This is a genomic window from Betaproteobacteria bacterium, from assembly GCA_009377585.1.
GTDB lineage: Bacteria > Pseudomonadota > Gammaproteobacteria > Burkholderiales > WYBJ01 > WYBJ01.
In genome coordinates, this window is the sequence record WHTS01000027.1 from 19385 (window position 1) to 42630 (window position 23246).

Annotated in this window: 18 protein-coding genes; 6 read left to right on the forward strand and 12 right to left on the reverse strand. The window is 65.9% G+C overall.

Annotation, left to right across the window (positions count from 1 at the left end; translation table 11 throughout):
* Nucleotides 1-13 precede the first annotated feature (13 nt).
* From GEV05_11255 to GEV05_11265, 3 genes are read right to left on the reverse strand one after another with little or no spacing between them, the layout of a single operon-like run.
* Nucleotides 14-1624, reverse strand: coding sequence for a hypothetical protein (locus GEV05_11255; GenBank protein MPZ43963.1), 1611 nt, complete (start codon nucleotides 1622-1624; stop codon nucleotides 14-16).
* Nucleotides 1621-2406, reverse strand: a complete 786-nt coding sequence (locus GEV05_11260; GenBank protein MPZ43964.1) for a hypothetical protein — start codon at nucleotides 2404-2406, stop codon at nucleotides 1621-1623. The genes GEV05_11255 and GEV05_11260 overlap by 4 nt, the downstream gene beginning before the upstream one ends.
* A gap of 8 nt (nucleotides 2407-2414) precedes the next feature.
* Nucleotides 2415-4529, reverse strand: coding sequence for a hypothetical protein (locus GEV05_11265; GenBank protein MPZ43965.1), 2115 nt, complete (start codon nucleotides 4527-4529; stop codon nucleotides 2415-2417).
* A gap of 359 nt (nucleotides 4530-4888) precedes the next feature.
* Here GEV05_11265 and GEV05_11270 point away from each other — a divergent pair, with 359 nt between their 5' ends.
* Both GEV05_11270 and GEV05_11275 read left to right on the forward strand, forming a co-directional pair.
* The gene (locus GEV05_11270; protein ID MPZ43966.1) at nucleotides 4889-5551 is read left to right on the forward strand and encodes a gluconate 2-dehydrogenase subunit 3 family protein; all 663 of its coding nucleotides are present in this window, start codon (nucleotides 4889-4891) and stop codon (nucleotides 5549-5551) included.
* A complete protein-coding gene (locus tag GEV05_11275) occupies nucleotides 5551-7314 on the forward strand; it encodes a GMC family oxidoreductase (protein ID MPZ43967.1) in 1764 nt (587 codons plus the stop codon). The genes GEV05_11270 and GEV05_11275 overlap by 1 nt, the downstream gene beginning before the upstream one ends.
* A gap of 159 nt (nucleotides 7315-7473) precedes the next feature.
* Here the strand turns inward: GEV05_11275 and GEV05_11280 are convergent, their stop codons facing one another.
* The gene (locus tag GEV05_11280) at nucleotides 7474-8265 is read right to left on the reverse strand and encodes an SDR family oxidoreductase (GenBank protein MPZ43968.1); all 792 of its coding nucleotides are present in this window, start codon (nucleotides 8263-8265) and stop codon (nucleotides 7474-7476) included.
* Between the two features lie 63 nt (nucleotides 8266-8328).
* Entirely contained in the window at nucleotides 8329-9315 is a 987-nt protein-coding gene (locus GEV05_11285; protein MPZ43969.1) for a hypothetical protein, read from the reverse strand.
* A gap of 186 nt (nucleotides 9316-9501) precedes the next feature.
* Here GEV05_11285 and GEV05_11290 point away from each other — a divergent pair, with 186 nt between their 5' ends.
* Nucleotides 9502-10563, forward strand: a complete 1062-nt coding sequence (locus GEV05_11290; GenBank protein ID MPZ43970.1) for an alpha/beta fold hydrolase — start codon at nucleotides 9502-9504, stop codon at nucleotides 10561-10563.
* Nucleotides 10564-10909: 346 nt separating this feature from the next.
* Here GEV05_11290 and GEV05_11295 read toward each other — a convergent pair whose 3' ends face one another.
* Together GEV05_11295 and GEV05_11300 are read right to left on the reverse strand one after the other, a co-directional pair.
* Complete coding sequence (locus GEV05_11295; protein MPZ43971.1) at nucleotides 10910-12538, reverse strand: AMP-binding protein; 1629 nt, start codon at nucleotides 12536-12538, stop codon at nucleotides 10910-10912.
* Between the two features lie 42 nt (nucleotides 12539-12580).
* Nucleotides 12581-13126, reverse strand: a complete 546-nt coding sequence (locus tag GEV05_11300; protein ID MPZ43972.1) for a hypothetical protein — start codon at nucleotides 13124-13126, stop codon at nucleotides 12581-12583.
* Nucleotides 13127-13559: 433 nt separating this feature from the next.
* Here GEV05_11300 and GEV05_11305 point away from each other — a divergent pair, with 433 nt between their 5' ends.
* A complete protein-coding gene (locus GEV05_11305) occupies nucleotides 13560-14756 on the forward strand; it encodes a CoA transferase (protein ID MPZ43973.1) in 1197 nt (398 codons plus the stop codon).
* 115 nt (nucleotides 14757-14871) lie between these two features.
* A complete protein-coding gene (locus GEV05_11310) occupies nucleotides 14872-16272 on the forward strand; it encodes a hypothetical protein (GenBank protein ID MPZ43974.1) in 1401 nt (466 codons plus the stop codon).
* Nucleotides 16273-16465: 193 nt separating this feature from the next.
* Here the strand turns inward: GEV05_11310 and GEV05_11315 are convergent, their stop codons facing one another.
* The 4 genes from GEV05_11315 to GEV05_11330 form a co-directional block, all read right to left on the reverse strand.
* Nucleotides 16466-16852 carry a hypothetical protein gene (locus tag GEV05_11315; GenBank protein MPZ43975.1) on the reverse strand — a complete coding sequence of 129 codons (387 nt, stop codon included), beginning with the start codon at nucleotides 16850-16852 and terminating at the stop codon, nucleotides 16466-16468.
* Nucleotides 16853-17011: 159 nt separating this feature from the next.
* Entirely contained in the window at nucleotides 17012-17998 is a 987-nt protein-coding gene (locus tag GEV05_11320; GenBank protein MPZ43976.1) for a tripartite tricarboxylate transporter substrate binding protein, read from the reverse strand.
* Nucleotides 17999-18162: 164 nt separating this feature from the next.
* On the reverse strand, nucleotides 18163-19329 hold the full coding sequence (locus GEV05_11325) for a citramalate synthase (GenBank protein ID MPZ43977.1): 1167 nt from the start codon (nucleotides 19327-19329) through the stop codon (nucleotides 18163-18165).
* Between the two features lie 246 nt (nucleotides 19330-19575).
* The gene (locus GEV05_11330) at nucleotides 19576-20859 is read right to left on the reverse strand and encodes a tripartite tricarboxylate transporter substrate binding protein (protein ID MPZ43978.1); all 1284 of its coding nucleotides are present in this window, start codon (nucleotides 20857-20859) and stop codon (nucleotides 19576-19578) included.
* On the opposite strand from GEV05_11330, the gene GEV05_11335 reads away from it, so the two are divergent.
* The gene (locus tag GEV05_11335) at nucleotides 20801-21805 is read left to right on the forward strand and encodes a tripartite tricarboxylate transporter substrate binding protein (GenBank protein MPZ43979.1); all 1005 of its coding nucleotides are present in this window, start codon (nucleotides 20801-20803) and stop codon (nucleotides 21803-21805) included. The two genes, GEV05_11330 and GEV05_11335, sit on opposite strands and share 59 nt — an antisense overlap.
* 81 nt (nucleotides 21806-21886) lie before the next feature.
* Here GEV05_11335 and GEV05_11340 read toward each other — a convergent pair whose 3' ends face one another.
* Nucleotides 21887-23224 (reverse strand): hypothetical protein, encoded by a 1338-nt coding sequence (locus GEV05_11340; GenBank protein MPZ43980.1) that lies wholly within the window; start codon nucleotides 23222-23224, stop codon nucleotides 21887-21889.
* Between the last annotated feature and the right edge of the window lie 22 nt (nucleotides 23225-23246).

Here is a 23246-nt window from a genome sequence, read left to right on the forward strand (position 1 = left end):
CGTGTCTCGTCATTCACCGTTGCGCCTCGCGTGCCGGAGGCTGCTGCTGCGGTGAAACGCGCGCGCCCTGGCTCAGATTGAGAAAATACCGGCGGACGAAGTCCTTGTAGTGCTCCGGGAATTGCTCCCTGGACAGCACCGCTTCCGCCTGCGCCGCAAACTCGCTCCCCATTTCCACCTGCTCCACACTCGGCCGATTCGCCCTGGGCAGCATTCGACCCTGGGTGGTGAATTCCCGACCCTCGCGCAACTGCCCCTCGGGTCTCAGAACCCGCCCGGCGGCATCGACCTCCTGCCGCAGCGGCGTTTCCGCCCGCGCACCTGCCAGGCTCGAATTGGCGTGCGAGCCGCCGCGCGCGGACCGCGCGCTGCTCGAGCTATCCGTGCGTGACTCGGTGCGCGCGCCCGCGGCGCTGCTGGCGTCGCGGTCGGCACGCTCGTCTTCGTCCCAGTCGATGGCCGCCGAGGCGCTGTTGGGACCCTCGGACGAGGCCCGCGGACTGCCCAGATTATCCTGCGAGCGGCGCACTTGTTCGAGCGCATTGCTCAATTCCTTGTCTTCCTTGAGCGCGCGCTCCCACCGCGCCAGCTTCTCCAGAATCTCCTCCAGCGCTTGGTCGGCGCCGGCCTCATGCTGCTCCAGCGCGCTTTGCATTTCCTTGCGCGGAACGCCCGCACGCGCGAGCTGGTCCAGACGCTGGGCCAATGCGGCTGTGTCGCTGCGATCCAGCGCGCCGCGCTGCATGCGCTCGAGCATCGCTCCGGGGTTCAGATCCGAGCCGATGGCCGAGCGTTGTGCATTCGGCGTGCGCTGGCCGCCGCGCTCGCCGCCGTTTGCCTCGCCCAGCGCCTGGGTTCGCTCCTGGTCGAGCGACTCCCCCATCCGCCCGAGCTGCCCCAAGGCCTGATCCCGGGACAGCGCGCCGCTTTCCATGTGCGCGCCCAGCCGCTCCAGCCGATCGGCCTGGCGGGTGCTGCGTGGCAGCTTGTCGCGCTGTGCCCGTGCCTGCATTTCGCGTCCGAACGCGCCCAGGCGTTGGCCTTCGCCCACCACCTGCTCGTCCACCTGGCGATGCGCGGGCGGTTGCACGCCACTCAAATCGACGACGCTCACCAGCAGCAGCGCCGCGGCCGCCAGCGGCGCAAGCCAACCGGCGCGATTGATCCGCAGCGGAAACACCGTCCCGGCACGCGCCGGAATCCCGGCCCTGACCGCCTGCACCGCCAGCCGGTCGGCCAGCTCGTCGTCGCCGTGGACGCTCCTGAGCTCCCACGCCGTGCTCAGGCGCTGTTTCAGCCGCAGCATGAGATCGGCGCGGATCGCGACGTCGAGCGGATCGGGCCGCCGCCACCAGCCCAGCACGAGGGCAGCCGCAACGGCAACGATCACCGCGAGCCCGGCCAGCGGCCAGGTCGGGTAGGACGACGAGGCCTGACGTACTGCCAGGACTGCGATCGTCGCCAGGCAAAGGCCCGCCAGCAAGCCGCCGAACGCGTGATCCACGAGGATCTGCAGGTGTCGCGCGCGAGTGAGCCCGGCAACTGCCTTGCGCAGGCGCTCCCGGGCCGCCCCCGGGCCGTCCAACCCGATCCATAGGCTGGGTGCGTCGGCCGCCTGACTCATGAGGCGACGGCCTCGCCGGCGCCGCCCCGTGGGCCCGCCATGCCACGTCGGCTGCGCTGCAGCAGCAGATGCAACACAAGCGCCAAGATCATGCTGAGCCCCGTGTAAAGCGCCACAAAAACCCAGTGATCCGATACCGCCGCGTATGCCGGCGGGGTTTGCACGCCTTCGCCCAGCGCGCGGGTCGTGAACGCCACATGGCTGGTGAAGGGCACGAGCCAACCAATGGGAACGTATACCACGACCAGTATCGTGCGTACGACGAAATGACATTCGGCGGGATGCTGTCCGATCACGAGGTGGGTGAGCGCGCCGCTCAGCCGGTAGAACAAGGCCTGGACGAACGTTGCTGCCATGCACCATGCCAGCGCGGGCCATTCGCCGCCGGACACCGCGAAGGCCACGAGCAGCAGCGGGGAGGACAGCGCCAGCAGGTGCAGGCTGTGAACCAGTTGCCCCAGCACGTAGCCGCGCAGAACCCGGCCCAGGCTCAAGGGCGTCGCCAAGGCCCAGTCGCGCAGGCCGTGCTGGCCCGGCAGCACGAATTCCTCCGCGCCGGCGCGCAGCGCGTGGTACGCCGTCGCGACGCCCACGGCGATGACCACCGCGATCAGCGTGTCCGGGCCATGCTGGCTCTCCAGAACCCGCACCATTCCGTCTTTCGGCCACCACACGAACAGCACCACCGCCTGCACCGCCAACAGGGCCAGATAGGCGAGCTGCGCCTTGCCTTGCCGGGTGAGTCCGACCAGCACTTCGGCGACCAGTGGATTCGTGCGCATCGCTTATCCTAGTGCACCGGAACGGCCTCGGTCACGGGGCTACGCCCCTCGCTCGATTCGAGGCGCTGGACTTCTCCCTCGTCCGGTTCTGCCGGCTTGGTTTCGCCCGCCGGCGCAGGGCTTGCAGCCACTGCCAGCCGGAACGCGACCAGGGCACTTTCCAGATGCGACCAGGCGGCACTCGCACCCGCCGGGCGCAGCGGGTTCGATGTCTGGGCGATCACCAGTGCATGCCCCGGCCCGGGGAATCCGCTGCGGCCCGCATCCTGCAGGCGGCGCAGGAGCATCATCCGCGTCGGCGCCAGCATCTGCGGGGCAGCCCCGGGACGCGACCTGAGCAGCTCTTGCCATGATGCCGCGCCCACCTCGATGCCGTGGCTGGAAGCGACCAGCCGGCGCTCGAGGCGCGCACCGGCGGCAACGGTTCCCAACGCGTAAGCATGGCCGTCGAACACCAGCCACAGATCTTCCAGGCTGCGCCCGCTGCCATTGTTCAGGACCAGCCGTGGGCCCGTGGCCTCGACGTGAACCGAGGCTTCGAGGCGAAACGCGATCACGTCCTCCCCCTCCAGCGCATGCAGCACGTAGCGTCGCTGGTCGAGCGGCTCGACATAGGGGCGCGGTCCGCCGCCGAACGCCCAATCCTGCACTTTGCCCTCGCGCAACGCCTGGCGATGCGGGTACAGCACCGGCTCCGCGCCACGGTACTCCAGGCGCAGCGGACCGCTGCGATTGGCAAACACGCCGAGCTCCAGCCCGAGCCGCGCGAAGCCGCTGTCCGGCAACGGTTCGATCAGCGCCACCGCCGCCGCCGTGGCACCCCGAGGAAACGCGCTCGGGCCGAACAGCAGCCACGCCGCCGGTGCGAACAGGATCGGTGCTCCCCAACCCCGGAGCGGCGCCAGCCACCGGCGCCGCCCCTCGCGCACGGGGATCGCATGGCCGGCCAGCAGCAGACCCAGGTAGAGGATGAGGAACAGGAACACCGTCGCCGACCCGGGGAAATCCGCGGCTCTAGCACGGATCAGCTCCATGAGCGGGGTTGCGAGCCCGGGCTCGGATGCACTGGAGGATGTCGTCGGCAAAGGCGGCAGGCGCAAGCTCTGCAGCAACAACTCATGCATGCCATCCCAGCGATCGAAGGGATGGCTCGCCACGTCGAAGGTCAGGTAGAGCACCCGGCCGAGCCCGAGTGCACGCTCCACGATGAGCGGCACGTTGCCTGCGCGCAGCCGCACCTCACCCTGGAAGGCGCCGAGCCGGTTGACATGGATCGGACGCGAGCGATCGAGCGAAGCGGAAAATGCGCCGTGAAGCTCATCCGCAGCCACGCGCGCCATTCCGAGCGGCACGCCAGGCAGGAGCGAAGCCAGGCGCGGCGTGCGAAGCACCGCATAATCCACCCCGCCGGACACCGCGAGAATGCCGCCCTGCGCGATCCACTTGTGCAGGGCTTCGAACTGGCTTGCGCTCAGCCGTTCGAGCGACACCCCGTGCAACACGATGGCCGCCACGGCGTCGTAACCGCGCCAGTGCGCAGGCAGCAGCTCGGGGTGCGGATAGAGCACGCGCAAGCCGTCGACCGAGCCGTCGTTGAGGTAATCCAGATCCGCATTGCGGCTGAGCACCAGGAGCAGACGCTGGGCGGCGAAGCGGGTGCGCAAGTCGATTTCGGCGCGTGCCAGCTCCTCGTCGCCCGAGCGCACGCGAACGACCAGCGGATGCGACAGCCCCTGCGGATGCACGATGAACTGCAGGCTCTTGCGCGAATCGCGGTGCAGCTCGAGCGTGCGGCGCCGAGAAGTGACCAGCAGCCGGCCGCGCAAGGCATCGTCGCCGGTGACCTGGACCTCCAGCTCTCCAATGATGTCGCTGCCACGATTGGTCACGGTGACGGTGAGGGGGGTCCAATGGCCGGGCCGGAACGTGTCGGTGAATCCCACCGTCGCTGCGATGTCGATCGTGTCCGCAGCCAGCGCTCGCGGCAGTGCGCAGGCCAGGGCGAGCAACAGGCGCACGAGCAACAGGCGCAGGTCGGCAAGACGCCGAGGCCTCGCCGATGGGAAGCCGCCTGCTCGCTGTCGGCCGTAGCCGCGCCCGCCGACCGTGTCCCGGCTTGTCATGCGCTATTGTAGTAGCGAGCAAGGTACGCATGGCTCATCCGCAGAGCCGCGAAGAAGCGCGTGCATGCGGCGCCGAGGAAGTTCAGAGGAGGCGCTGCTCGATCGGGCGGCCTGCTCGATCGGGCGGCCTCCTGCTCCCCGTATGACCAAGGGTTACGTTGGCGCATCGCTCGAAGCGCATCGGGCGCCGCGATGTCCGTGATACAGGGTCCACAATATGGACTGATGGGGCCGAGCGTGACAAGTTGGTGCATGCGCACGCGCCACGAAGCGGCGTTCGCACTAGAATGCGAACCTGGCAGAGCCCGGCCGTGACAGCGACCGGCGCCTGCGCGAAATCACGCTGAGGAGAAGCAAGCATGGCGGAGCCCGGGGTTCCATACGCATACGGTTATCTGTCCCCGCAAGAGGTCCGCTTCCTGGATGCGGCCGTCGAGCGGCTGATACCCACCGACGAGCTCGGCCCGGGTGCGAAGGATGCCGGCGTGAGCTGCTATATCGACCGGCAGTTGTGCGGCATGTGGGGCACGCATGGCCGCAACTACCGCTCGGGGCCATGGCTCGAAGGCACGCCGGAACAGGGCTTCCAGTCGCGGTTCACGCCGCAGGAGATCTATCGCGTCGGCATCCAGGAGATCAACCTGTATTGCCGCGGGAAGTACGACAAGCACTTCGAGTTCCTGCCGCCCGCACAGCAGGAGGAAGTCCTGCAGGCACTGGAGCAAGGCAAGGTGGATTTGCCGTCGTTGTCTTCCAAGCTCTTCTTCGATCTGCTCTGGCGCAATACCGAGGAGGGATTCTTCGCCGACCCGATGTACGGCGGCAATCGCGACAAGGTCGGCTGGAAGCTGCTCGGATTTCCCGGCGTCGCTTCGGGCGCCTACCGGGAGCACCTCGACAATCCGGAGCTCTACCACGCCGAACCGGTGAGCATTCTGGACATCCGGTTGGGACACGCGCAAGTGGATGCGCAGGGTTTCGCCAAGCATGTGCGGATCGTGAAGCAGGAAGGGAGCAAATAATGACGACGACCAAGATGAAACCCGTCGATGCCGTGGTGGTAGGCAGCGGCGTCGTGGGCTCGATCATGGCGATGGAGCTCGCCAGCAAGGGGCTCAAGGTGCTGTGCCTGGAGCGCGGTCGCATGATCGATCCGCAGCACGACTTCGTCATGCCCTACGTCAACGACGAGCTCAAGTACGACCGCCACAGCGATATTTTTCAGAATCTGTCGCGAGAAACCATCAGCTTCCGCAACAACGCTTCCCAGACGGCGCTGCCGATGCGCGAGCTGGGCTCGTTCAAGCCCGGCGAGATGGTGGGCGGCACGGGCGCCCATTGGGGCTGCAACGCGCGCCGGTTCCTGCCGCACGATTTCGAGTTCCGCAGCCGGATCACGGAACGTTACGGAAGCAACTTCTTCCCCGAAGGTTGCACCAGCCAGGACTGGGGCGTCACCTTCGACGATGTCGAGCCGTACTACGATCAGTTCGAGCACATCTACGGCGTCGGCGGCAAGGCGGGCAATCTCAACGGCGAAATCCAGCCCGGTGGCAACCCGCACGAAGGCCCGCGCTCGCGCGAGTATCCCAATCCGGCGACACGCAGAACGCCGCAGGGCGAGCTGTTTGCAAAGGCCGCGACCGAGCTGGGTTACACGCCGTTTCAGGGTCCAGCCGCCGCCATGACGCAGGACTACACCAATCTGTACAAGCTCATGCTCGGCGAATGCCAGCGCGGCGGATTCTGCAGCAGCCACGTCTGCTCGCAGGGCGCGAAGGCGAATCCGCTGACGGCGGTATTGCCGGCGCTGTATCGCAAGGAAAACTTCGAGCTGCGTCCGCTATGCAATGTGATCAAGGTCAACACCGATTCGACCGGCAAGAAGGCGACCGGCGTGACCTACATCGATGCGCGCGGGCGGGAAGTCGAGCAGCCGGCCGAGATCGTGGTGCTGGCGACCTACTGCTTCAACAACACGCGCTTGCTGCTGCTCTCGGGCATCGGCACGCCGTACGATCCGCAGACCGGGCGCGGCGTCGTCGGCCGCAATTATTCGTACCAGACCGGCGGTCGCGTGCACGTGTTCTTCGATGATCGCGAGTTCAACCCGTTCATCGGCGGCGGCATGGTGAACACGTCGATCGACGACCTGAACGGGGACGTGATCGATCGCTCCAACCTGGGCTTCGTCGGTGGCGCTTATGTGGCTGTGTCGAGCTTCGGGGCGACGCCGATCAAGAACAAGCCGGTGCCGGCCGGAACGCCGCGCTGGGGCGCAGAGTGGAAGAAGGCGGTCGCGCAATACTATCGCCGCTCGTTCGCGATCAGCATCCATGGGTCGTGCCAGAGCTATCGACACAATTACCTTGATCTCGACCCGACCTACAAGGATGCCAACGGCTTGCCGCTGCTGCGCATGACGTTCGACTGGCACGAGAACGAGAAGAAGATGCTCGCCTTCATGTACGAGCGCATCACCGAGATTGCGAAGGCGATGAAGCCTTCCAAGTACGCCGCCCACCACATCTACAAGAAGTACACCATCGTGCCCTATCAGAGCACGCACAACATGGGCGGTGCGGTGATGGGTGCGGACCCGGCCACCAGCGTGGTGAACAAGTACCTGCAGTCGTGGGACGTGCCGAATCTCTTCGTCGTGGGCGGAAGCGCGTTTCCGCACAACGCCGCCCAGGGCCCCACCGAGACCATCGGCATGCTCGCCTGCTGGGCGGCCGACGGCATCAAGGAGAACTACCTGCAGCGGCCCGGGCCGCTGGTGTAGGTCGAGCGTCGGACGGGCATACCGCCAGATTCGTTGCCCGTCTAGAGCCCGAGCCAGAAGTTCGTCACCCCCGCGAACGCGGGGGTCCAGGTGGAGTCTCGTTCTGGATTCCCGCTTGCGCGGGAATGACGAATTACGACGAATTTTCGATTCACCATACTAGAGGCCGAGCCCGCCGTCGAGCAGGATCGTCTGACCGGTCATGTAGTCGGATGCCTGCGAGGCGAGGTACAGCGCGAGCAATCCTACTTCGCGCAGATTTCCAGGACGCTTGAGCGGGACCGTTTGCTCGGCACGCGCGGTCGTTTGCTTTACGCGCTCCTCGCCCGAGGTCACCACATCCGGAAAGATTCCCGGCGCGATGGTGTTGACGTGCACGTTGTAAGGCGCCCATTCGAGCGCCAGCGCACGCGTGAATCCGGCGAGCCCCGTCTTGGCCGCGGTGTAGAGCACGAGGTCGCGCCCGCCTTGATGCGCGGTCCAGGATGCGATGTTGATGACCTTTCCGGAACGGCGCTCGAGCATGTGGGCGCCGACCGCGCGTGTGCACAGCAACGCCTCGGTCAGGTTGATGTCGATGATGAAGCGCAGCTCGTCGTCGGTCACGCCGGGTGTGGCTTCCTTGCCGGGAAGCGTCACCAGCGGCTTGCGAATGGAGTCGCCAAGCGCATTCACCAGCACGTCGATGCGTCCGAACGTGCCGAGGACCGAATCGATCGCGCGGCGCACGCTGTCGGGTTGCGTGACGTCGGCAACGACCGGAACCACGCGCCGCCCGGACGCCGCGGCGATGCTCGCCGCGGTATCGGTCACGTACTTCGGCGTCAACGCATTGAGCGCGATGTCCGCTCCGGCTTCTGCCAGCACCTGGGCGATGCCCTTGCCAATGCCACGTCCCGCACCGGTGATGAAAACGACCTTGCCCGTAACGTCGTACTCTGTCGGCATCATGGAATCGTCTCCTTGCGTTTTTGCGCCGCGGTACGCGTGGTCAGGCTCGCTTATCAGGCCGTTTCAATTCGTATCGCGCGGCATGCCCGAATCGATCGCGACCTTGCGCCACTTCACCATTTCCTCCGCGACGAACTTGCGCACTTCCTCGGTGCTCAGGATGTCGACTTCGCCGCCCATGGCGGTGAAGGTCTTCACTGTGGCGGGTGAGCGCATGAACGCGGAGATCTCGTTGTAGAGCTTGCTCACGATCGCCTTGGGCGTGCCGGGCGTGGTTGCGATCGTGTACCAGTTGGAGGCATGAAAGCCCTTGTAGCCGAGCTCGTCCAGCGTCGGCAGGTCGGGAAACATGGTGCTGCGCTTGATGGTGCCGGCGGCGAGCGCCTTCAACTTGCCCGACTTCAGATGCGGCAACGACGGCACGATCGGCGCGATGCAGGCGTGGGTCTGGCCGCCGATGATGTCGATCAACGACGGGGCAGTGCCCTTGTACAGCACGATGTTGAAGTCCTGTTTGGACACCGTGCGCAGGAGCGCGGTGGCGAAGTACTGGAAGCCGCCCGAGGTGCCGAAGATGATCTCGCCCGGCTTGGCTTTGGTGGCCGCGAACAGCTCCTTCACCGATTTGACCGGCAGCGCGGGCCCGACGCTCAGCAGCGTGGGTCCGTCGCCCATCTTCAGGATGAACTCGACGGCGTTCTTCGGGTCGTACGGCAGCTTGCGCACCGCCGGGTTCATCGCATAGGCCGAGGAGAGGATGAGCAGCGTGTAGCCGTCGGGGTTGGCGCGGTGGACTAGGTCGGTACCGATGACGCCGTCTGCTCCGGGGCGGTTGTCGGCGATGACGGTTTTGCCGAGCCTCTCGGTGAGGTGATGGGCGATCAGGCGGGCAAGGATGTCGTTGGTGCCGCCGGGAGAGAATGGAATGATCAAACGCACGGGTTTCGACGGATACGCGGCGGTATCCGGCGGCGCCGCGCCACGGGCGACGCCTGCCACACCAATTGCAACGAGCACGAACGCGATCCGCATGACGCTGCTGTATGCCATCTGCTCCTCCTTGCCGTTGTTGTGTGTCGCACAGCCGAGGCCGTGCCGGTAAAGCAGTGCCGCAGGCTACTCTCAAGGCGCGTGGCGCACAACCTCCTCGAAGGCCCATCAACTACCGCCTTCGAGGCTCATACCTGCTATGGATTGACTGCGCCGACGCATGCTTCCCAACGCCTGCCGTAGGGGATGACGAGCCTCGCGGCTGCGATGCCGCTTTGGCGGGCAGGCGTCGTAGAATCCGGCAAGAGAGTCAAGCCGCGTCGAACTCCAGGAAGCAACCGACCCCAAGGCAACCGAGCCCCCCGGCGCCGGCGGACAGTCCACCCTGGCTCGCGGTCATCCGCTTGGCATTTGTATGCACGATTGTTTGGAGCAGATCTCATGGCCGAAGCACCCAACGTATCCGCCTCTTCCACATCCCCCGTCGATCGTTACGCGACCGTCAACGGGCTGCGTATTCACTTTGTGGACTGGGCACAGCCCGGAAGTGAAAACACACCGCCGCTCATCCTGCTGCACGGCATCGGGCGGCTTGCGCGCAGCTTCGATCCGATCGCGCCGCACTTTGTAGACCGCTACCGGGTGATCGCGATGGACATGCGCGGCCACGGCGAATCGGCCTGGCATTCGCAGGCCGCCTACCTGGTCGAGGATTACGTGCAGGATCTCGAAGGGCTGGTCGAGCAGCTGGGCTTGCGCGACATCGTGCTATGGGGCAATTCCACCGGCGGGCGGGTCGCGCAGGTGTTCGCGGGCACGCATCCCAGCCTCACGAAGGCGGTGATCGTGGAGGACGTTGGTCCCGAGCGGCCGAAGGAGATCTCGGCAGGGCGCAGCACGCGCATGGCGCGCGAGCAGCAGGGTTGGGCCTCGGTCGAGGCACTGCTCGCGCAGCTCAAGTCCGACTATCCGCGCATCCCCGAATCCACGCTGCGCCTGATCGCCACCCACAATTCGAAGCCGCGCGCCGACGGCCGCATCGTGCTCAAGCGCGATCCCGACATCGAGAAAGGTTTCGTGCCCACCGAGATCTGGCGCTTCGTGAAGACGATCCGTGCGCCGATCATCTACATCCTCGGTGGCGCGAGCACGATCGTTCCGGCCGAGACCCAGGAGGAGCTAAGGCGCGTACTGCCGCAAGTGCAGATCGTCACCATGCCGGGCCTGGGACACTATCCGAACGAGGAGGATCGCGAGGGGTTTGCCGCCATCGTGGATCGGTTCCTGGCGGCATTGCCGTCGCGTTGATTCGGACTGTTTGCGACGCTCGAGGCGAGACCACCCGTCCGCGCGCTCGCGCGTCCCGCCCCTCCTTGTCAGGAGGGGAGCGCACTTGCATCTCCCCGCCTCTCACGAGGCGGGGTGGCGCGAAGCGCCGGGGGTGAGGCCGGGAATTCGCGGACCATAGCGGCGCGAGCTTCCCGGGCGAGGGGCCCCACTTGTGGGGATCGACCGCAAAGCGAGTCGACGCCAACCGCCGGGGCGCAGATGTTCGAGCCTGCGCCGAAGCTGTACGAGGCGGTCCGCGCCGGGCGAACGGCATCGGCCTGCATGCCGATGCGCGCCCTGCAAGGGGTGTGGTTTTCGGTCGCCGCTACACCTCGCCCTTCGCGAGCATCTCCCGCAGCCGCGCCTTCGACACGCGATTGACGGCGTTCGAGCGCGGCATGTCGTCGACGAAAATGAATCGGCGCGGTGTCTTGAAATTCGCGAGCCGCTCCCTGCAATACGCGTCGAGCGCTTCGGCCGTGGTGCTGTGGATCGGGCGCAAAACGAGGAACGCGACCGGCACTTCACCGAGTCTCGGATGCGGCTCGGCGACGACGGCCGCATCCTGCACTTCGGGATGGCCCATCAGCACTTCCTCGACTTCCAGCGGCGACAGGTTTTCGCCGCCCACGCGGATGACATCCTTGATGCGGCTCAGGAACTTGACGTAGCCGCCGGGAAGCTTCACGCCCTGGTCGCCGGTGCGCAGCCAACCCTGCGCATCGACGGCGGCCGCCGTGGCTTCGGGATCGCGGAAGTAACCGAGCATCACGTTGAAGCCGCGAACCCGAATTTCGCCGGGCGTGCCGTCGGGCAACGGGGCGCCACTCTGCGGATCGACGATCGCGACCTCGACGCCGTCGTGCGGTCGGCCGTCGGAGTCGTGGCGCATGTCGAGTGGATCGCTCACATGACAGATGCTTACGTTGCCCGCGGTCTCGGTCAGCCCGTACACCTCGCACATGCGAGTGCCGTACAAACCTTCGAGTCGCGCCATCTCGGTCGCCGGTGCGCTGTACCAGGCGCGGGTGAGCGCACCGACCTTCTCCTTCCTGAACCCGGGCAGCCGCGCCACTTCCTGCAGCGGGACGATCGAGCCGTGATACGCGTTGATTGCCTCCCCGGAGAGGATCTCCCAAGCTTCCTGCGCGGTATACGGCCGGCTCGTGTACAGCGTCGAGCCGGCGACCAGGTTGGTGAGCAGCGCATGCATGTAGCCGGACGCATGGAAGAACGGTCCCACGCTGTAGAAGCGTTGGCCAGGCTTTAGATCTTGCCGCTGCGCGACTGCGCGCGCGAGCCGGACAATCCCCGAGTGGCCGAGCACGACGCCTTTGGGCGCGGCCGTGGTGCCGGAAGTCGACAGGATGACCGCAGCCCCTGCCAGTGACGGGTATTCGCCCTCGGCCATCCGGGCGATCATCTCGGCGGCCGGCGGCAATGCCGGCGCGTCGGCATTGCGGGCGAGGCTCTCGGACCAATCGCGCGTGCCGGGCATGCGCACTTCGTCGTCCGTCAGCAGCAGCACCTCCGGCGCGTTCACCTTGCGCTGCGCGAACGCTTCGAGCACGGCCGGAATGTTTTCGCAGGCGCTGCCGCGGCCAAAGAAGCGTGCTTCGGCGATCCAGATGCGCGGGCGCGTGAGCAGCAGCAGGTGCGCGACCTCGCGCGGCGAAAGCCGCGTGTTCACCCCGACCGTGACGGCGCCGCAGCGGGCAGCGCCATACGCCGCAACGGCCCAGTCGACCCGATTGGTCATCCAGATGGCGACGCGATCGCCGGGCCGCACGCCGAGCGCGGCGAGCACGCGCCCGCATGCATCCGCCCGATCGCGCAGCTGGAGAAACGTGGCGACCTCCTGGCGCCGGCCGACGATCAGGAGCTCGCGCTCGCCGTAGCGCTCGGCGGCAGCGTCCAGGACATCGAACAGATTGGATGGCGACAGCTCGGCCATGCTACTGCCCGGCCTCGATAGTGCCGCTCTTCAGATGCATCGCTAGACCTTCAGCACCTCCTGGCCCGAGCCGGCCGGGAGCTCGCATGCATTGGCAGACATGCACAACAGGCTGTAGTAGCCGATGGTTCCGGTGAGCTCGATGAACTGCTCGTTGCCGAAGCGCTTGAGCACCGCCTGCGCCAGCGCGTCGTCGACTCGGTGCTTCTCGAGCAGCGTGCGGGTGAAATCGACGATTTGCGCGTCTTCGGGCGGCAGGCCGCGCGAATGCTTTTCGCGTATCGCCGTGATGGTCGACTCCGGTACAGCTTGTCTTCGGGCCGATCCCGACTGGGCGCCCCAGACGTAGAGCGTCTCGAACTCGCGTGCCACCACCATGGCGGCGAGCACGCGCACGCGCATGTCGAGCTTGCCCTTGAAGCGCACGTAGCCGCCGAGCGCCTCGAGGTGGGCGGCGACGTCCGGGCAATGCATCAGCATCGTGAACGGCCCCTGGATGCCGCCGCGGCTCGCGATGACGGCATCGGCGATCTTGTGGTGCTCGGGTGCGACCTGATCCTTGCTGGTGATGAGAGGCAGCCTTGCCATGATCATGCTCCTCCTGGTTGCGGCCCGGCCGGGCCGGATGAACGATGGGCGCCTTGCTCCGGCTTCGATTGCCGCCATGCGGGGCAGCCTTACCGGGGAATCGTGGCGCGTCAGCGAATCGACGCGCACGATCGCGCTCGGCTCGCGCACGGAAGCCGAACGATCGAGCTGACGCATTGTCGCTCAAATTTACGCGATTGCCCCAGTGTCGCGAACGGCCGATCGCTCCAATCGATCCAGTTCGCTCATGTCGTGGATCGCAGATCCGTTGTAATTCGTCATTCCCGCGCAAGCGGGAATCCAGAACGAGACTCCCTGGCCCCCCGCGTTCGCGGGGGTGACAGATCGCTGCAGTCCAACATGTCGTCCGTGGCGCAGCCGCAAGCGATGAGCGTTAGAATCGAGCTGTCCCTATTCTCCATTGCAGCTCGACATGAACGCTACTCCGAAACGCACCGGACCGCTGGCCCGATTTCGTGTGCTCGATCTCACTCGCGTACGCTCGGGGCCGACCTGCGTGCGCCAGCTCGCCGATTGGGGCGCGGATGTGATCAAGATCGAAAGCCCGCCGAAGCTCGAGCTGGGCGATTCCTTCGGCGGTTCGCGTCTCGGGCCCGATTTCCAGAACCTGCACCGCAACAAGCGCGCGATGACGCTCAACCTCAAGGACGCCGAGGGGCTCGCGATCTTCCGCAAGATGGTGGAGACCGCCGACGTGGTGGTCGAGAACTTCCGCCCCGACGTGAAGGATCGGCTCGGCATCGACTACGCGTCGCTGCGGAAAGTGAACAAGCGCATCGTGCTGGGCAGCATCTCGGGCTTCGGCCAGGACGGGCCGTATGCGAAGCGCCCAGGCTTCGACCAGATCACGCAAGGCATGGGCGGGCTCATGGCGATCACCGGCATTCCGGGGCAGGGGCCGGTGCGCGCCGGGATCGCGGTGTCGGATTCTTCCGCGGGCCTGTTCCTGGCGCTCGGAATTCTCACCGCGCTGCTCGAGCGCGAGGAAACCGGCGAAGGCCAGTGGGTCGACGTGTCGCTGCTCGGTGCGATGATCGCGATGCTCGACTTCCAGGCCGCGCGTTATCTCGTGAAAGGCGAGGTTCCCGAGCAAACGGGCAACGACCACCCGACCTCGATTCCGACCGGCGTGTTTCCCGTTTCGGACGGCTACGTCAACATCGCCGCGGCCGGGCAGATGATGTGGGAGCGGCTTTGCAAGGGGCTCGACGCCGAGGAACTGACGACGCGGCCTGAGTACCTCACGTCCGAGCTGCGATCGAAGAACCGGGCGGCGCTCAACGTCGATCTGGGCGAGATCACCAAGCGGTTCACTTCGAAGGACCTGATCGCCCGGCTGGAAAAGGGCGGGGTGGCGTGCGGACCGATCTACAAGATGAACCAGGTGTTCGACGATCCGCAGGTCAAGCATCTCGGGATGGCGGCGCCGCTCGCGCATCCGAAGCTCGGCGATACGGCCCTGGTGGCGCAGCCGTTCAAGCTCTCCAGGCATCCTTTCCGCATTCGCACCGCACCGCCGGAAGTCGGCGAACACACCGACGAGATCATGCGCGAGATCGGCTACACGCCGGAGCAGATCGAAGCATTCAAGGCGAAGATCGTCATTTGACTCGCATTTGACGCGCATTTGACGCCTTGGCGGCCGCACGCCCGCGCCAGGCCGCGCTTGAACAATACAGTCGCAATACATTTGGCAACACCACCTGGAACCGCAAGGAGGCACGATGGGCACGACACAACGCATGGCCCGCTTCATCGCCGAAGCGAAATTCGAGGACATTCCGGCGCCGGCGGTGAACCTGGCGAAACTGTGCCTGCTGGACGCGGTGGGCTGCGCGCTTTACGGCACCACGCGTCCGCTCGGGAAGATCATCACCGGCGTGGTCGAGGAACTGGGCGGCAAGCCCGTTTCCAGGGTGCTCGGAACGCGCATCGAGACCAATGCCGTCAATGCGGCCATGGCCAACGGCACATTGGGCCATTCGGAGGACTTCGACGATTTCGCCGCCGGCCACCAGGCCGTGCTGCTCATGCCGGTCGTGCTCGCGTTGGGCGAAGAGCAACGCGCGAGCGGAAAGCAGGCGCTGCTCTCCTACATCGTCGGCTTCGACATCACCACCAACGTCACCCACGCCATGGGCGAGGATCACTACGGCAAGGGCTGGCACAACACTTCCAGCATCGGCACGCTGGGCTCGACCGCCGCGGCGGCGAAGATGCTCGGTCTCGACGAGATGCAAACGCGCATGGCGATCGGCATCGGCGCGAGCCAGGCTGCGGGCCTGCGCGGCAACTTCGGCACCATGACCAAGCCCTTCCACCCGGGTAACGCGTGCCGCGCCGCGGTGATGGCGGCGAAGATGGCCGAGAAGGGCTACGAGGCGAGCCCCGACATCATGGAGCATCGGTTCGGCTATGCGGCCGTGTACGGCGAGCAGATGATGAGCCTCGCGAACTGCACGCGCCATCTGGGTCATCCCTGGGCGCTCATGGGCAGCGGCCGTGAGGTAGCCAACGGCATCCGCATCAAGATCTGGCCCTGCTGCGGCGGCACGCACGGCGCCAACACCGCCATCACGCATCTGCTGAAGAAGCATCCCGTCAAGGCCGAGGAGGTCGAGCGGGTGGACATCGTCACCACGCAGGAGCCGTCGTGCATGGCGCCCAACCTGCGCTGGCCGAAATCCGGGCTGCAAGGCAAGTTCTCCAGCTGGTTCACCGTCGCTTCCATCATCGTGGACGGCGGCAAGCTCGATCTTTCCAGCTTCACCGACGAGGCGGCCGCCCGGCCCGCGGTGCAGGACATGCTCAAGCGCGTGAGCATCGTGCAGGACCCCGAGCACGCGGGGCGCCCGCATCGTGCGCGCGGCGGCTCGCACTGGCTCGATCTCACCGTGACGCTCAAGAACGGCGAGCGCCTGGTCGCTGCGCGCATCGAAGCGAACAATGCGCGCGGCGATACCTACGGCTGGGAGACCAAGGAAGCGGTGTTCGACAAGTTCAAGCTGCTGGCCGGCGCGGTGTTGAAGCCGTCGCAGGTCGATGCGGCGCTGAACGCCATCATGGATCTGGATAAGGCGAAGGACGTTCGCGCCGTTGTCGACAGCGTAATTCCGCCGCGGTAGCGCACGGCGAAGGGGCGGTTTTATACCCCTTCGTCATCCGGCACGGCGACAGGGGCGGTTTTATGCCCCTTCGCCATCCGGCACGGCGAAGGGCGTTCTATGCCCCTCGCCATCCGGCACGGCGAAGGGCGTTCTATGCCCCTCGCCATCCGGGCCGGCGACAGGGGCCGCTTTGCCCCTGTGCCATCCTTCATCAGTCCGAGCGCTGGGACCGGCATTCGATCGGTTCCATGCCCTCCATCTGCAGCCTGAGGTCTCGACCTTTGCTGCGCACGGTGGTCGGGCCGTTGCTGTAGATGTTCCCCGACTCGGTAGATTGCAGCTTCAATTCCACCGTTCTGCCGCGCCGGCTCAGAACGGCAATGCCCTCTGCGTCGAAGAAGCGCATTCGAATCTGCTCGCCGTCGCGGCACATGAATTGATCGCGCCGCTCGCCTTGCTGCGCGCCCGGGTACTCGCCCGGGTACTCGCCTCGAGTCTGTGGAGTGTCGCAACCTGCGCACAGGATGGCGGCAAGGGCGACGACGGAAATGAACCGGCCATCTCGAGGGTCGATGCGGATCGTTCCATAGCGTTGCACAGCCAAGCCCTCCTTTCGCCGGGAGTCGGTCTTGCTTGTTGCGTAAACAGGCGCAGATCGCGCCTTCCCGGCTCGTGACGAGCAATAACAAGAGCCGAGCCTCGCACGCGCTGATGCGATCAGCAACACCTGGTCCCGTCGCGGGACCCAGTCTGCCCGCTACTGCGCCTGAATCCCGCTCGAAGCAATCACCTTTCCCCAGCGCGCGGTCTCCACCTTGTGGTGCGCGGTGAATTCGTCGACGCTGCCGCCGACGATGCGCAGGTAGCTCTTGCCGAAGTGCGATTTCGCCTGCGGCGTGCGCAGGTACTGGTTGACCGCCTGGTTCCACTTTTGCGCCAGCGCGGGCGGCATGCTCTTCGGGCCGTAGATTCCGAACCAGTTGGACGATTCGTAGCCCGGCACGCCGGCTTCGGCGACGGTGGGAATGTCGGGCGCATACTGGGCACGCTTCGCTCCCGTAGTCGCCAGCACGCGCACGCGGCCCGCCTTCATGAGGGGCAGGAAGGCGTTGGCCGAATTGAAAAACACCTTCACCTGACCGCCGATCAGATCGGTGATGGCGGGGCCTCCGCCTTTGTACGGCACGATCAGGATGTCGACGCCCGCCATGGTCTTGAAGAGCTCCATGTTGAGGTGCGTCGAGCTGCCGATGCCGGAGGCAGCGGCGGTGATCTCGCCCGGCTTGCTCTTTGCGAGAGCGATCAGTTCCTTCACGTTCTTCGCCGGCAGCCCGGGATGCACCGCCAGCAGCTGCTCGCTGGCTGCAATCTGCACGATCGGCTGCAGGTCGCGCATGGGGTCGAAACGCAGGTTCTTGTACATGCTCGGCATGATGGCGATGGCCGAGCTGTTGCACAGCATGGTGTAACCGTCGGGCTGCGCGCGGGCGACGAGCTCGGTGCCGATGGAGGTGCCGGCGCCCGGACGATTGTCCACAATCACCTGCTGGCTCCAGATCTCGGTGATGCCGGCGGCAACCGCGCGCCCCACCAGGTCGACCGAGCCGCCGGGCGCATAGGGGTTCACCAGGCGCACGGGGTGACTCGGGAAATCGCTCTTCGCCTGTGCGGCTGCGCCGCCCGCGGCGATTGCGCTTCCGGCTGCGGCGAGCGCGAGCAGGACTGTCTTGAATCGTATGACCATGAGCTATCTTGACGCCGCTTGCGTGCGGCATGCACTGGATTCGTTGCAGGGGCGGGCCGTCCGAGCAAACGCGCGGACGGCCAAGGCAAAGATGCTTGACTACATCGGCCGGGCGAGATGCCTCGCCCGGCCGGAGCGCGCCACGCTTGCGCGCGCCTATCGCCTCAGCGTGCGACCAGCTTGGGCTGCACGCCCGGGATCGACTCGGGCTTCTCGCCCTGTTTGGCGAGCTTCTCCTTGTAGCCGGGCGCTTCGGGACGCTGCCAGCTGGTGATCGGCTCGTTCCAGGGCGAGTGCGCGCCCTCGTAGGCCTTCTTGCCGAGGATGAAGTGCTTCGCCTGCTCCAGCGTCTCGATGTGCGGCATGTCCATCGCGTAGAGCTTGTCGTAGTGCGGGCGCGGACCGGCCTTGGAGGTGAAGCCGAACAGCTGATGGCCCACGATCTCCTCGGCAAGCCAGACGCACTCGATCAGCTTGTAGAGATCGACGCCGGTGTAGATGCCCATCTCCTGCAGCATGTGCATCAGGTCTTCGGTCGCGATCATCATGGCCGCGCGGCCCATGCCGCAATACGGACACCCCGCCATGCCGCCGATGGAGGTCTGCAGGCGCAGCGTGTCGGCTCCGTCGAGCACTTTGAGCGCGGCATAAATCGAGGCGAGCGCCACGCCGCGCGCGTTGTGCAGGTGCAGGTTGAAGTCCTTGATGGTCGGATAGCGCTCTTTCAGGCCCACGAGGGTGCGTTCGACCTCGTGCGGCATGTTCCAGCCGGTCGCGTCCGCCATGCCGACCTTGGTCACGGGAATGCCGGCGTCCTCCCACATGCGGTACATGCGATCGAACATCAGCATGTGCTGCTCGAAGGGCGCCTGGCCGATCCAGTTGGAGCCCCAGACGTTGCTGATCGACATGCCGCCTTCGGTGACGCCTTTCTCCACCGCCTTGGCAATCGTCTTCGGCCAGACAGCGATCTGCTGCGCCTGCGTGCGGTTGGTGTTGCGCTGGGCGAACGCGTCGCACATGTCCACGCGCGTCGACAACTCGCTGACGCGCGGGCTGAGCGGCGGGGTGTAGGCCTTGGCGCGCTCCACGCCCTTGTCGTTGAGCGCCGTGTAGGTGTACTTCACGCCCGGCTGCGGCTCGAAGCCGGAGATCAGCTCGTCGACGCAGGCCATCTGCGGCGTGTACTTCGGGCTCACGAAGGAGCCGACGTTGATTTCCTGCAGCCCGGTAAGAGACAAGGCGTTGAGCAGACGAATCTTCGCAGCGACAGGAATGTCCCTGTCCTCGATCTGCAAGCCGTCGCGCATGCCTTCTTCGGTATGGATGATCTTCGGATAACCGGCCATGGTAGGCTCCTCGTGTGAACTGGTGCTTTTGACTGATCCGCGTTACGCCGGTGCGACCCGGACGCGGTCTGCTGTTCGCTCGCCAAGGCGCCGTCCGCATCGTGGCCCAGGCAGCGAAAGCACCCTATAAGGATACACCCCGGGCGCAGCGGAGCACACTCCCGCCCCGCTTGTCGCCCCGCTTGTCCTGCCCCGCTTGCGCGCCGGCGTTGCTTCGTTTGCGCAGGGTTATTGCGCTTCGATGCCTGCAGCCTTGACGGCTGCCCCCCAACGCTCGACCTCGCGCTTGTAGTAGGCGGCGGCGTCCGACGGTGTATTGGGGAAGTTGGTCATATAGGTGCGACGGAGATGCTCCTGGGCCCGGGGCGTCTTCATCTGTTGGTTGATCGTATCGCTCCAGCGCTGCACGACGTTGGCTGGGAGCTTTCTCGGTCCGGCCACGATATACCAGACATTCGCTTCGAATCCGGGCACGCCGGACTCTGCCACAGTCGGCAGATCGGGCATGAAATCGACCCGCTTGGCGCTCGTCATGGCGATGGCGCGCAGTTTTCCCGCTTTCACGTGTCCCAACAGCGTCCCCGGCGTGTTGAAGTGGAGCTTCGTCTGCCCGCCCATCAGGCCTGCGATCGCGGGATTGCCGCCTTTATAGGGCACATGCAGCAGATCGATCTTTGCCATCGACTTGAACATCTCGAGGGTCAGATGGTTCGTGCTGCCGGCACCCGAAGAGGCGGCCGGAATCTTTCCCGATTCCTTCCTGGCGAGATTGATGACGTCCTGCACGGACTTGGCTGGGAATCCGGGGTTGACGACCATCATGAACGGACTGACGGCCGTGATCGCGATCGGGGTCAGATCGCGTACCGGATCGAAACGCAGGTTCTTGTAGATGCTCGGCATGATGGCGATGGCCGCGCTGTTGATGAGCATGGTGTAGCCGTCGGGCTCCGCCCGCGCCACGAGCTCGGTGCCGATGGTCGTGCCGGCGCCGGGGCGGTTATCGACGATGACCTGCTGGCCCCAGATCTCGGTCAGTCCTTGCGCGAGCGCGCGCCCGACCAGGTCGACGGAACCTCCCGGTGTGTAAGGATTGACGAGCCGCACGGGGCGAGTCGGAAATTCGGCTTGCGCTGCCTGAAGGCCATTGCTGCCTGCAGCCATCGCGGCAATAAAGACCGCCTGCGCGATTCCGAGCGATCTGGACATACCCGTTGTGCTCATCAGTCCTCCGTCGTGGTGGCTATCATCGATGCAGCGCACGTACTTCGCATCCTGGTGTATGCGTCGGCTTCGCCCGGTACGCCGCTGGTTCGCAGCATACGCGGACGGCGGCGGGCGCTGTCGCAGGACGACTGTACCAGTTCTCACGCATGCGCGGCAGCGGTGGCGTCGCCACCGCTGAGCCGTTCTGGCATGATGCATCTCGCGCTTCGTATGGTTGCGCACGTGCATGCAGACATACCCTGAGGAGGGCTTCACAATGTGGTCTCGCGCCAGCCTGACCGGCATCGCGATCGTCGCCGTGCTGTCGATGTTTTCCGGGACGCTCGCGGCTCAGGACTATCCGCACAAGCCGATTCGCTGGGTGACGCCGTATCCGCCCGGTGGAAGTACAACGGCATTGTCGCGTCTCATCGGAGAGAAATTCACCGAGGCGTGGGGCCGGCCGGTGATCATCGACAACCGGCCCGGAGGCAACACCATCATCGGGGCCGACGCCGTGGCGAAGGCCGCGCCCGACGGCTACACGATCCTGCTCGCGGGCAACAGCCAGGTCGTGCTCGCCCTGCTCGGCAAGCCGCCGTATGACGTTTTTCGCGACTTCGCGCCGGTCACCATCATCGCGAAGACCAACTACATCCTGGTGGTGAATCCCAAGCTGCCGGTGACCAACCTGCAGGAGTTCATCGCCTATGCCAAGGCGCGGCCGGGGCAGCTCAACGTCGCATCCGTTTCGAGCGGAAGCTCGCAGCACCTGATGGGCGAGCTGTTCAACATCATGGCGGGGGTGAAGATGCAGCACATCCCCTACAAGGGCGGACAGCAGGGCATCGTGGAGCTCATGGGCGGCAGCGTGCAAGCTTCCTTCTCCAACGCCATCAACGTCATCCCGCATATCAAGGGCGGCCGGCTCAAGGGTCTGGCGATCACCGGCGAAAAGCGCACGGCGGCGCTGCCGGACCTGCCGACGTATGCGGAAGCCGGATTGCCGGGCTACGATCCGAAGAACTGGCAGGGCATCGTCGCCCCGGCCGGCACGCCGAAACCGATCATCGACAAGCTCTCGGTCGAGGTCGCGCGCATCGTCGCCATGCCCGACATCCGGGAACGGCTGATCAACTCCGGCATGGAACCGTATCCGACCGGTCCGGAGAAGATGGCGGCGCAGATGAAGGCCGACTACGCGCAGAGCGCGAACATCATCAAGACGGCCGGGATCAAGATCGAAGAGTGATCCCGGCCTGCGCGCCTCAAACCGGCCGCCTCAACGGCATGGAATCGGACTCGCTCGGCGCGAACTGCGGGTCCGGTGGTTTCATGCTTTGGCCGTCAGCGCGGCGATTCGGCCCATGTCGTCCTGCCTCTCCAGGCCGGCGACCGCCTCCATGATTGCCTGCGCCTGCTGCGCGCCGATGATTCCGCGCGTATAGCGGCTGAACTTCTCGCACGCGTCTTCCCAGGTGAGCGGGTTGTGAGGCGAGCCCTTGTGCGCGGAAGTGAGCTTGGTGAAGGTCTTGCTGCCGCACGCGATCGTCACCTCGGCTGGAAACAGATCGTGCAGGCTCTTGTCGACGACCAGCTCCATGTTCGCGGCCAGATTTCTTACCAGCGAATCCTGGATCGCGGCCTGGTCGTACACGAGCGGGTTGGACATGTCGCGCGTGAGCGCCACCGCGGCCGTGAACGGCAGGCTGTACTGTCCGCCCATCACCGTCTTCGGGTCGCGCACGCAATGCCGGTCTTCCAGGATGCGGTGGGCACCTCGGATGCGCACGTGTGTGATGGTCCTGGGGTCGATGCCAACCTCGCGCTTCATGTCCTGGATCGCCTGCACCACGGCCTGGTGCGTCACGTGAGTGGCGTAGGCCTTGTGCGACGCGGGCTGGATGATCCACTTGCTTCCCAGCGCGTCGGTGAGCTTCGCGATGTCGGTCGGCTCGGAGAAGGCATTGAAGTAGCCGTAGCGGCCTTCGATTACGGTCACGGGACCGTGCAGCCCTTTCTGCGCGAGCAGCGCGCTCTCCAGGCCCATCGAGCTGGCGCGGCCCAGGTGAATGCGCTTGGTATCGTCGCCGGCCCAGGCGAATTCGAGCAGGCCCGCGGCGCAGGAGCCGGCGAGTCCCAGGGCGCTCGCAAGCGTCTCGGCGTCGAAGCCGAACAGTTTCCCGACCGCGGCGGCGGCGCCGAACGGACCCTGCACGCCGGGGTTGTGGAAGCCGCGCGTGGACTCCAATCCGACGGCGGTCCGGTTCAATCGCCCCGAGAGCTCGAAGCCGAGCGCTAAGGCGAGCAGGAAATCCTTGCCGTTGCGATGGTCGCGCTGGCTGATGGCGAGCGCGGCGGGCAGCACCGTGCCGGATGCATGCGAGCCGGTCAGCGGCTCGCATTCGAACGCGCCGATCATCGCGCCGTTGGCAAGCGCGGCACGCGATACGTCCGTCTGCCACGGCTGATTGACGACCGAGACCTGTGGGGCGCCGCCCAGCTCGTGCACCATCTCCACCACCCGCCGCGCCCACGGCAGCGACGAGCCGACGAATGCGGCGGCGAGCGCATCCAGCAGCGCGATCTTGCACTCGGCGATCAGGCTGGGCGGCAGATCGTCGTATCGCGTCTCTGCGACGAACCGGGCGAGAGCTTGGGTGGCTTGCATGAAGTTGCCTCGAATGACCGGA

Coding starts and splice junctions, on each gene's coding strand:
- GEV05_11285 (MPZ43969.1), bottom strand. CDS start 9,315: ATGGCATACAGCAGCGTCATGCGGATCGCGTTCGTGCTCGTTGCAATT.
- GEV05_11330 (MPZ43978.1), bottom strand. CDS start 20,859: ATGCCGGTCAGGCTGGCGCGAGACCACATTGTGAAGCCCTCCTCAGGG.
- GEV05_11320 (MPZ43976.1), bottom strand. CDS start 17,998: ATGGTCATACGATTCAAGACAGTCCTGCTCGCGCTCGCCGCAGCCGGA.
- GEV05_11255 (MPZ43963.1), bottom strand. CDS start 1,624: ATGAGTCAGGCGGCCGACGCACCCAGCCTATGGATCGGGTTGGACGGC.
- GEV05_11275 (MPZ43967.1), top strand. CDS start 5,551: ATGACGACGACCAAGATGAAACCCGTCGATGCCGTGGTGGTAGGCAGC.
- GEV05_11260 (MPZ43964.1), bottom strand. CDS start 2,406: ATGCGCACGAATCCACTGGTCGCCGAAGTGCTGGTCGGACTCACCCGG.
- GEV05_11340 (MPZ43980.1), bottom strand. CDS start 23,224: ATGCAAGCCACCCAAGCTCTCGCCCGGTTCGTCGCAGAGACGCGATAC.
- GEV05_11280 (MPZ43968.1), bottom strand. CDS start 8,265: ATGATGCCGACAGAGTACGACGTTACGGGCAAGGTCGTTTTCATCACC.
- GEV05_11295 (MPZ43971.1), bottom strand. CDS start 12,538: ATGGCCGAGCTGTCGCCATCCAATCTGTTCGATGTCCTGGACGCTGCC.
- GEV05_11270 (MPZ43966.1), top strand. CDS start 4,889: ATGGCGGAGCCCGGGGTTCCATACGCATACGGTTATCTGTCCCCGCAA.
- GEV05_11305 (MPZ43973.1), top strand. CDS start 13,560: ATGAACGCTACTCCGAAACGCACCGGACCGCTGGCCCGATTTCGTGTG.
- GEV05_11265 (MPZ43965.1), bottom strand. CDS start 4,529: ATGACAAGCCGGGACACGGTCGGCGGGCGCGGCTACGGCCGACAGCGA.
- GEV05_11310 (MPZ43974.1), top strand. CDS start 14,872: ATGGGCACGACACAACGCATGGCCCGCTTCATCGCCGAAGCGAAATTC.
- GEV05_11290 (MPZ43970.1), top strand. CDS start 9,502: ATGACGAGCCTCGCGGCTGCGATGCCGCTTTGGCGGGCAGGCGTCGTA.
- GEV05_11335 (MPZ43979.1), top strand. CDS start 20,801: ATGCAGACATACCCTGAGGAGGGCTTCACAATGTGGTCTCGCGCCAGC.
- GEV05_11300 (MPZ43972.1), bottom strand. CDS start 13,126: ATGGCAAGGCTGCCTCTCATCACCAGCAAGGATCAGGTCGCACCCGAG.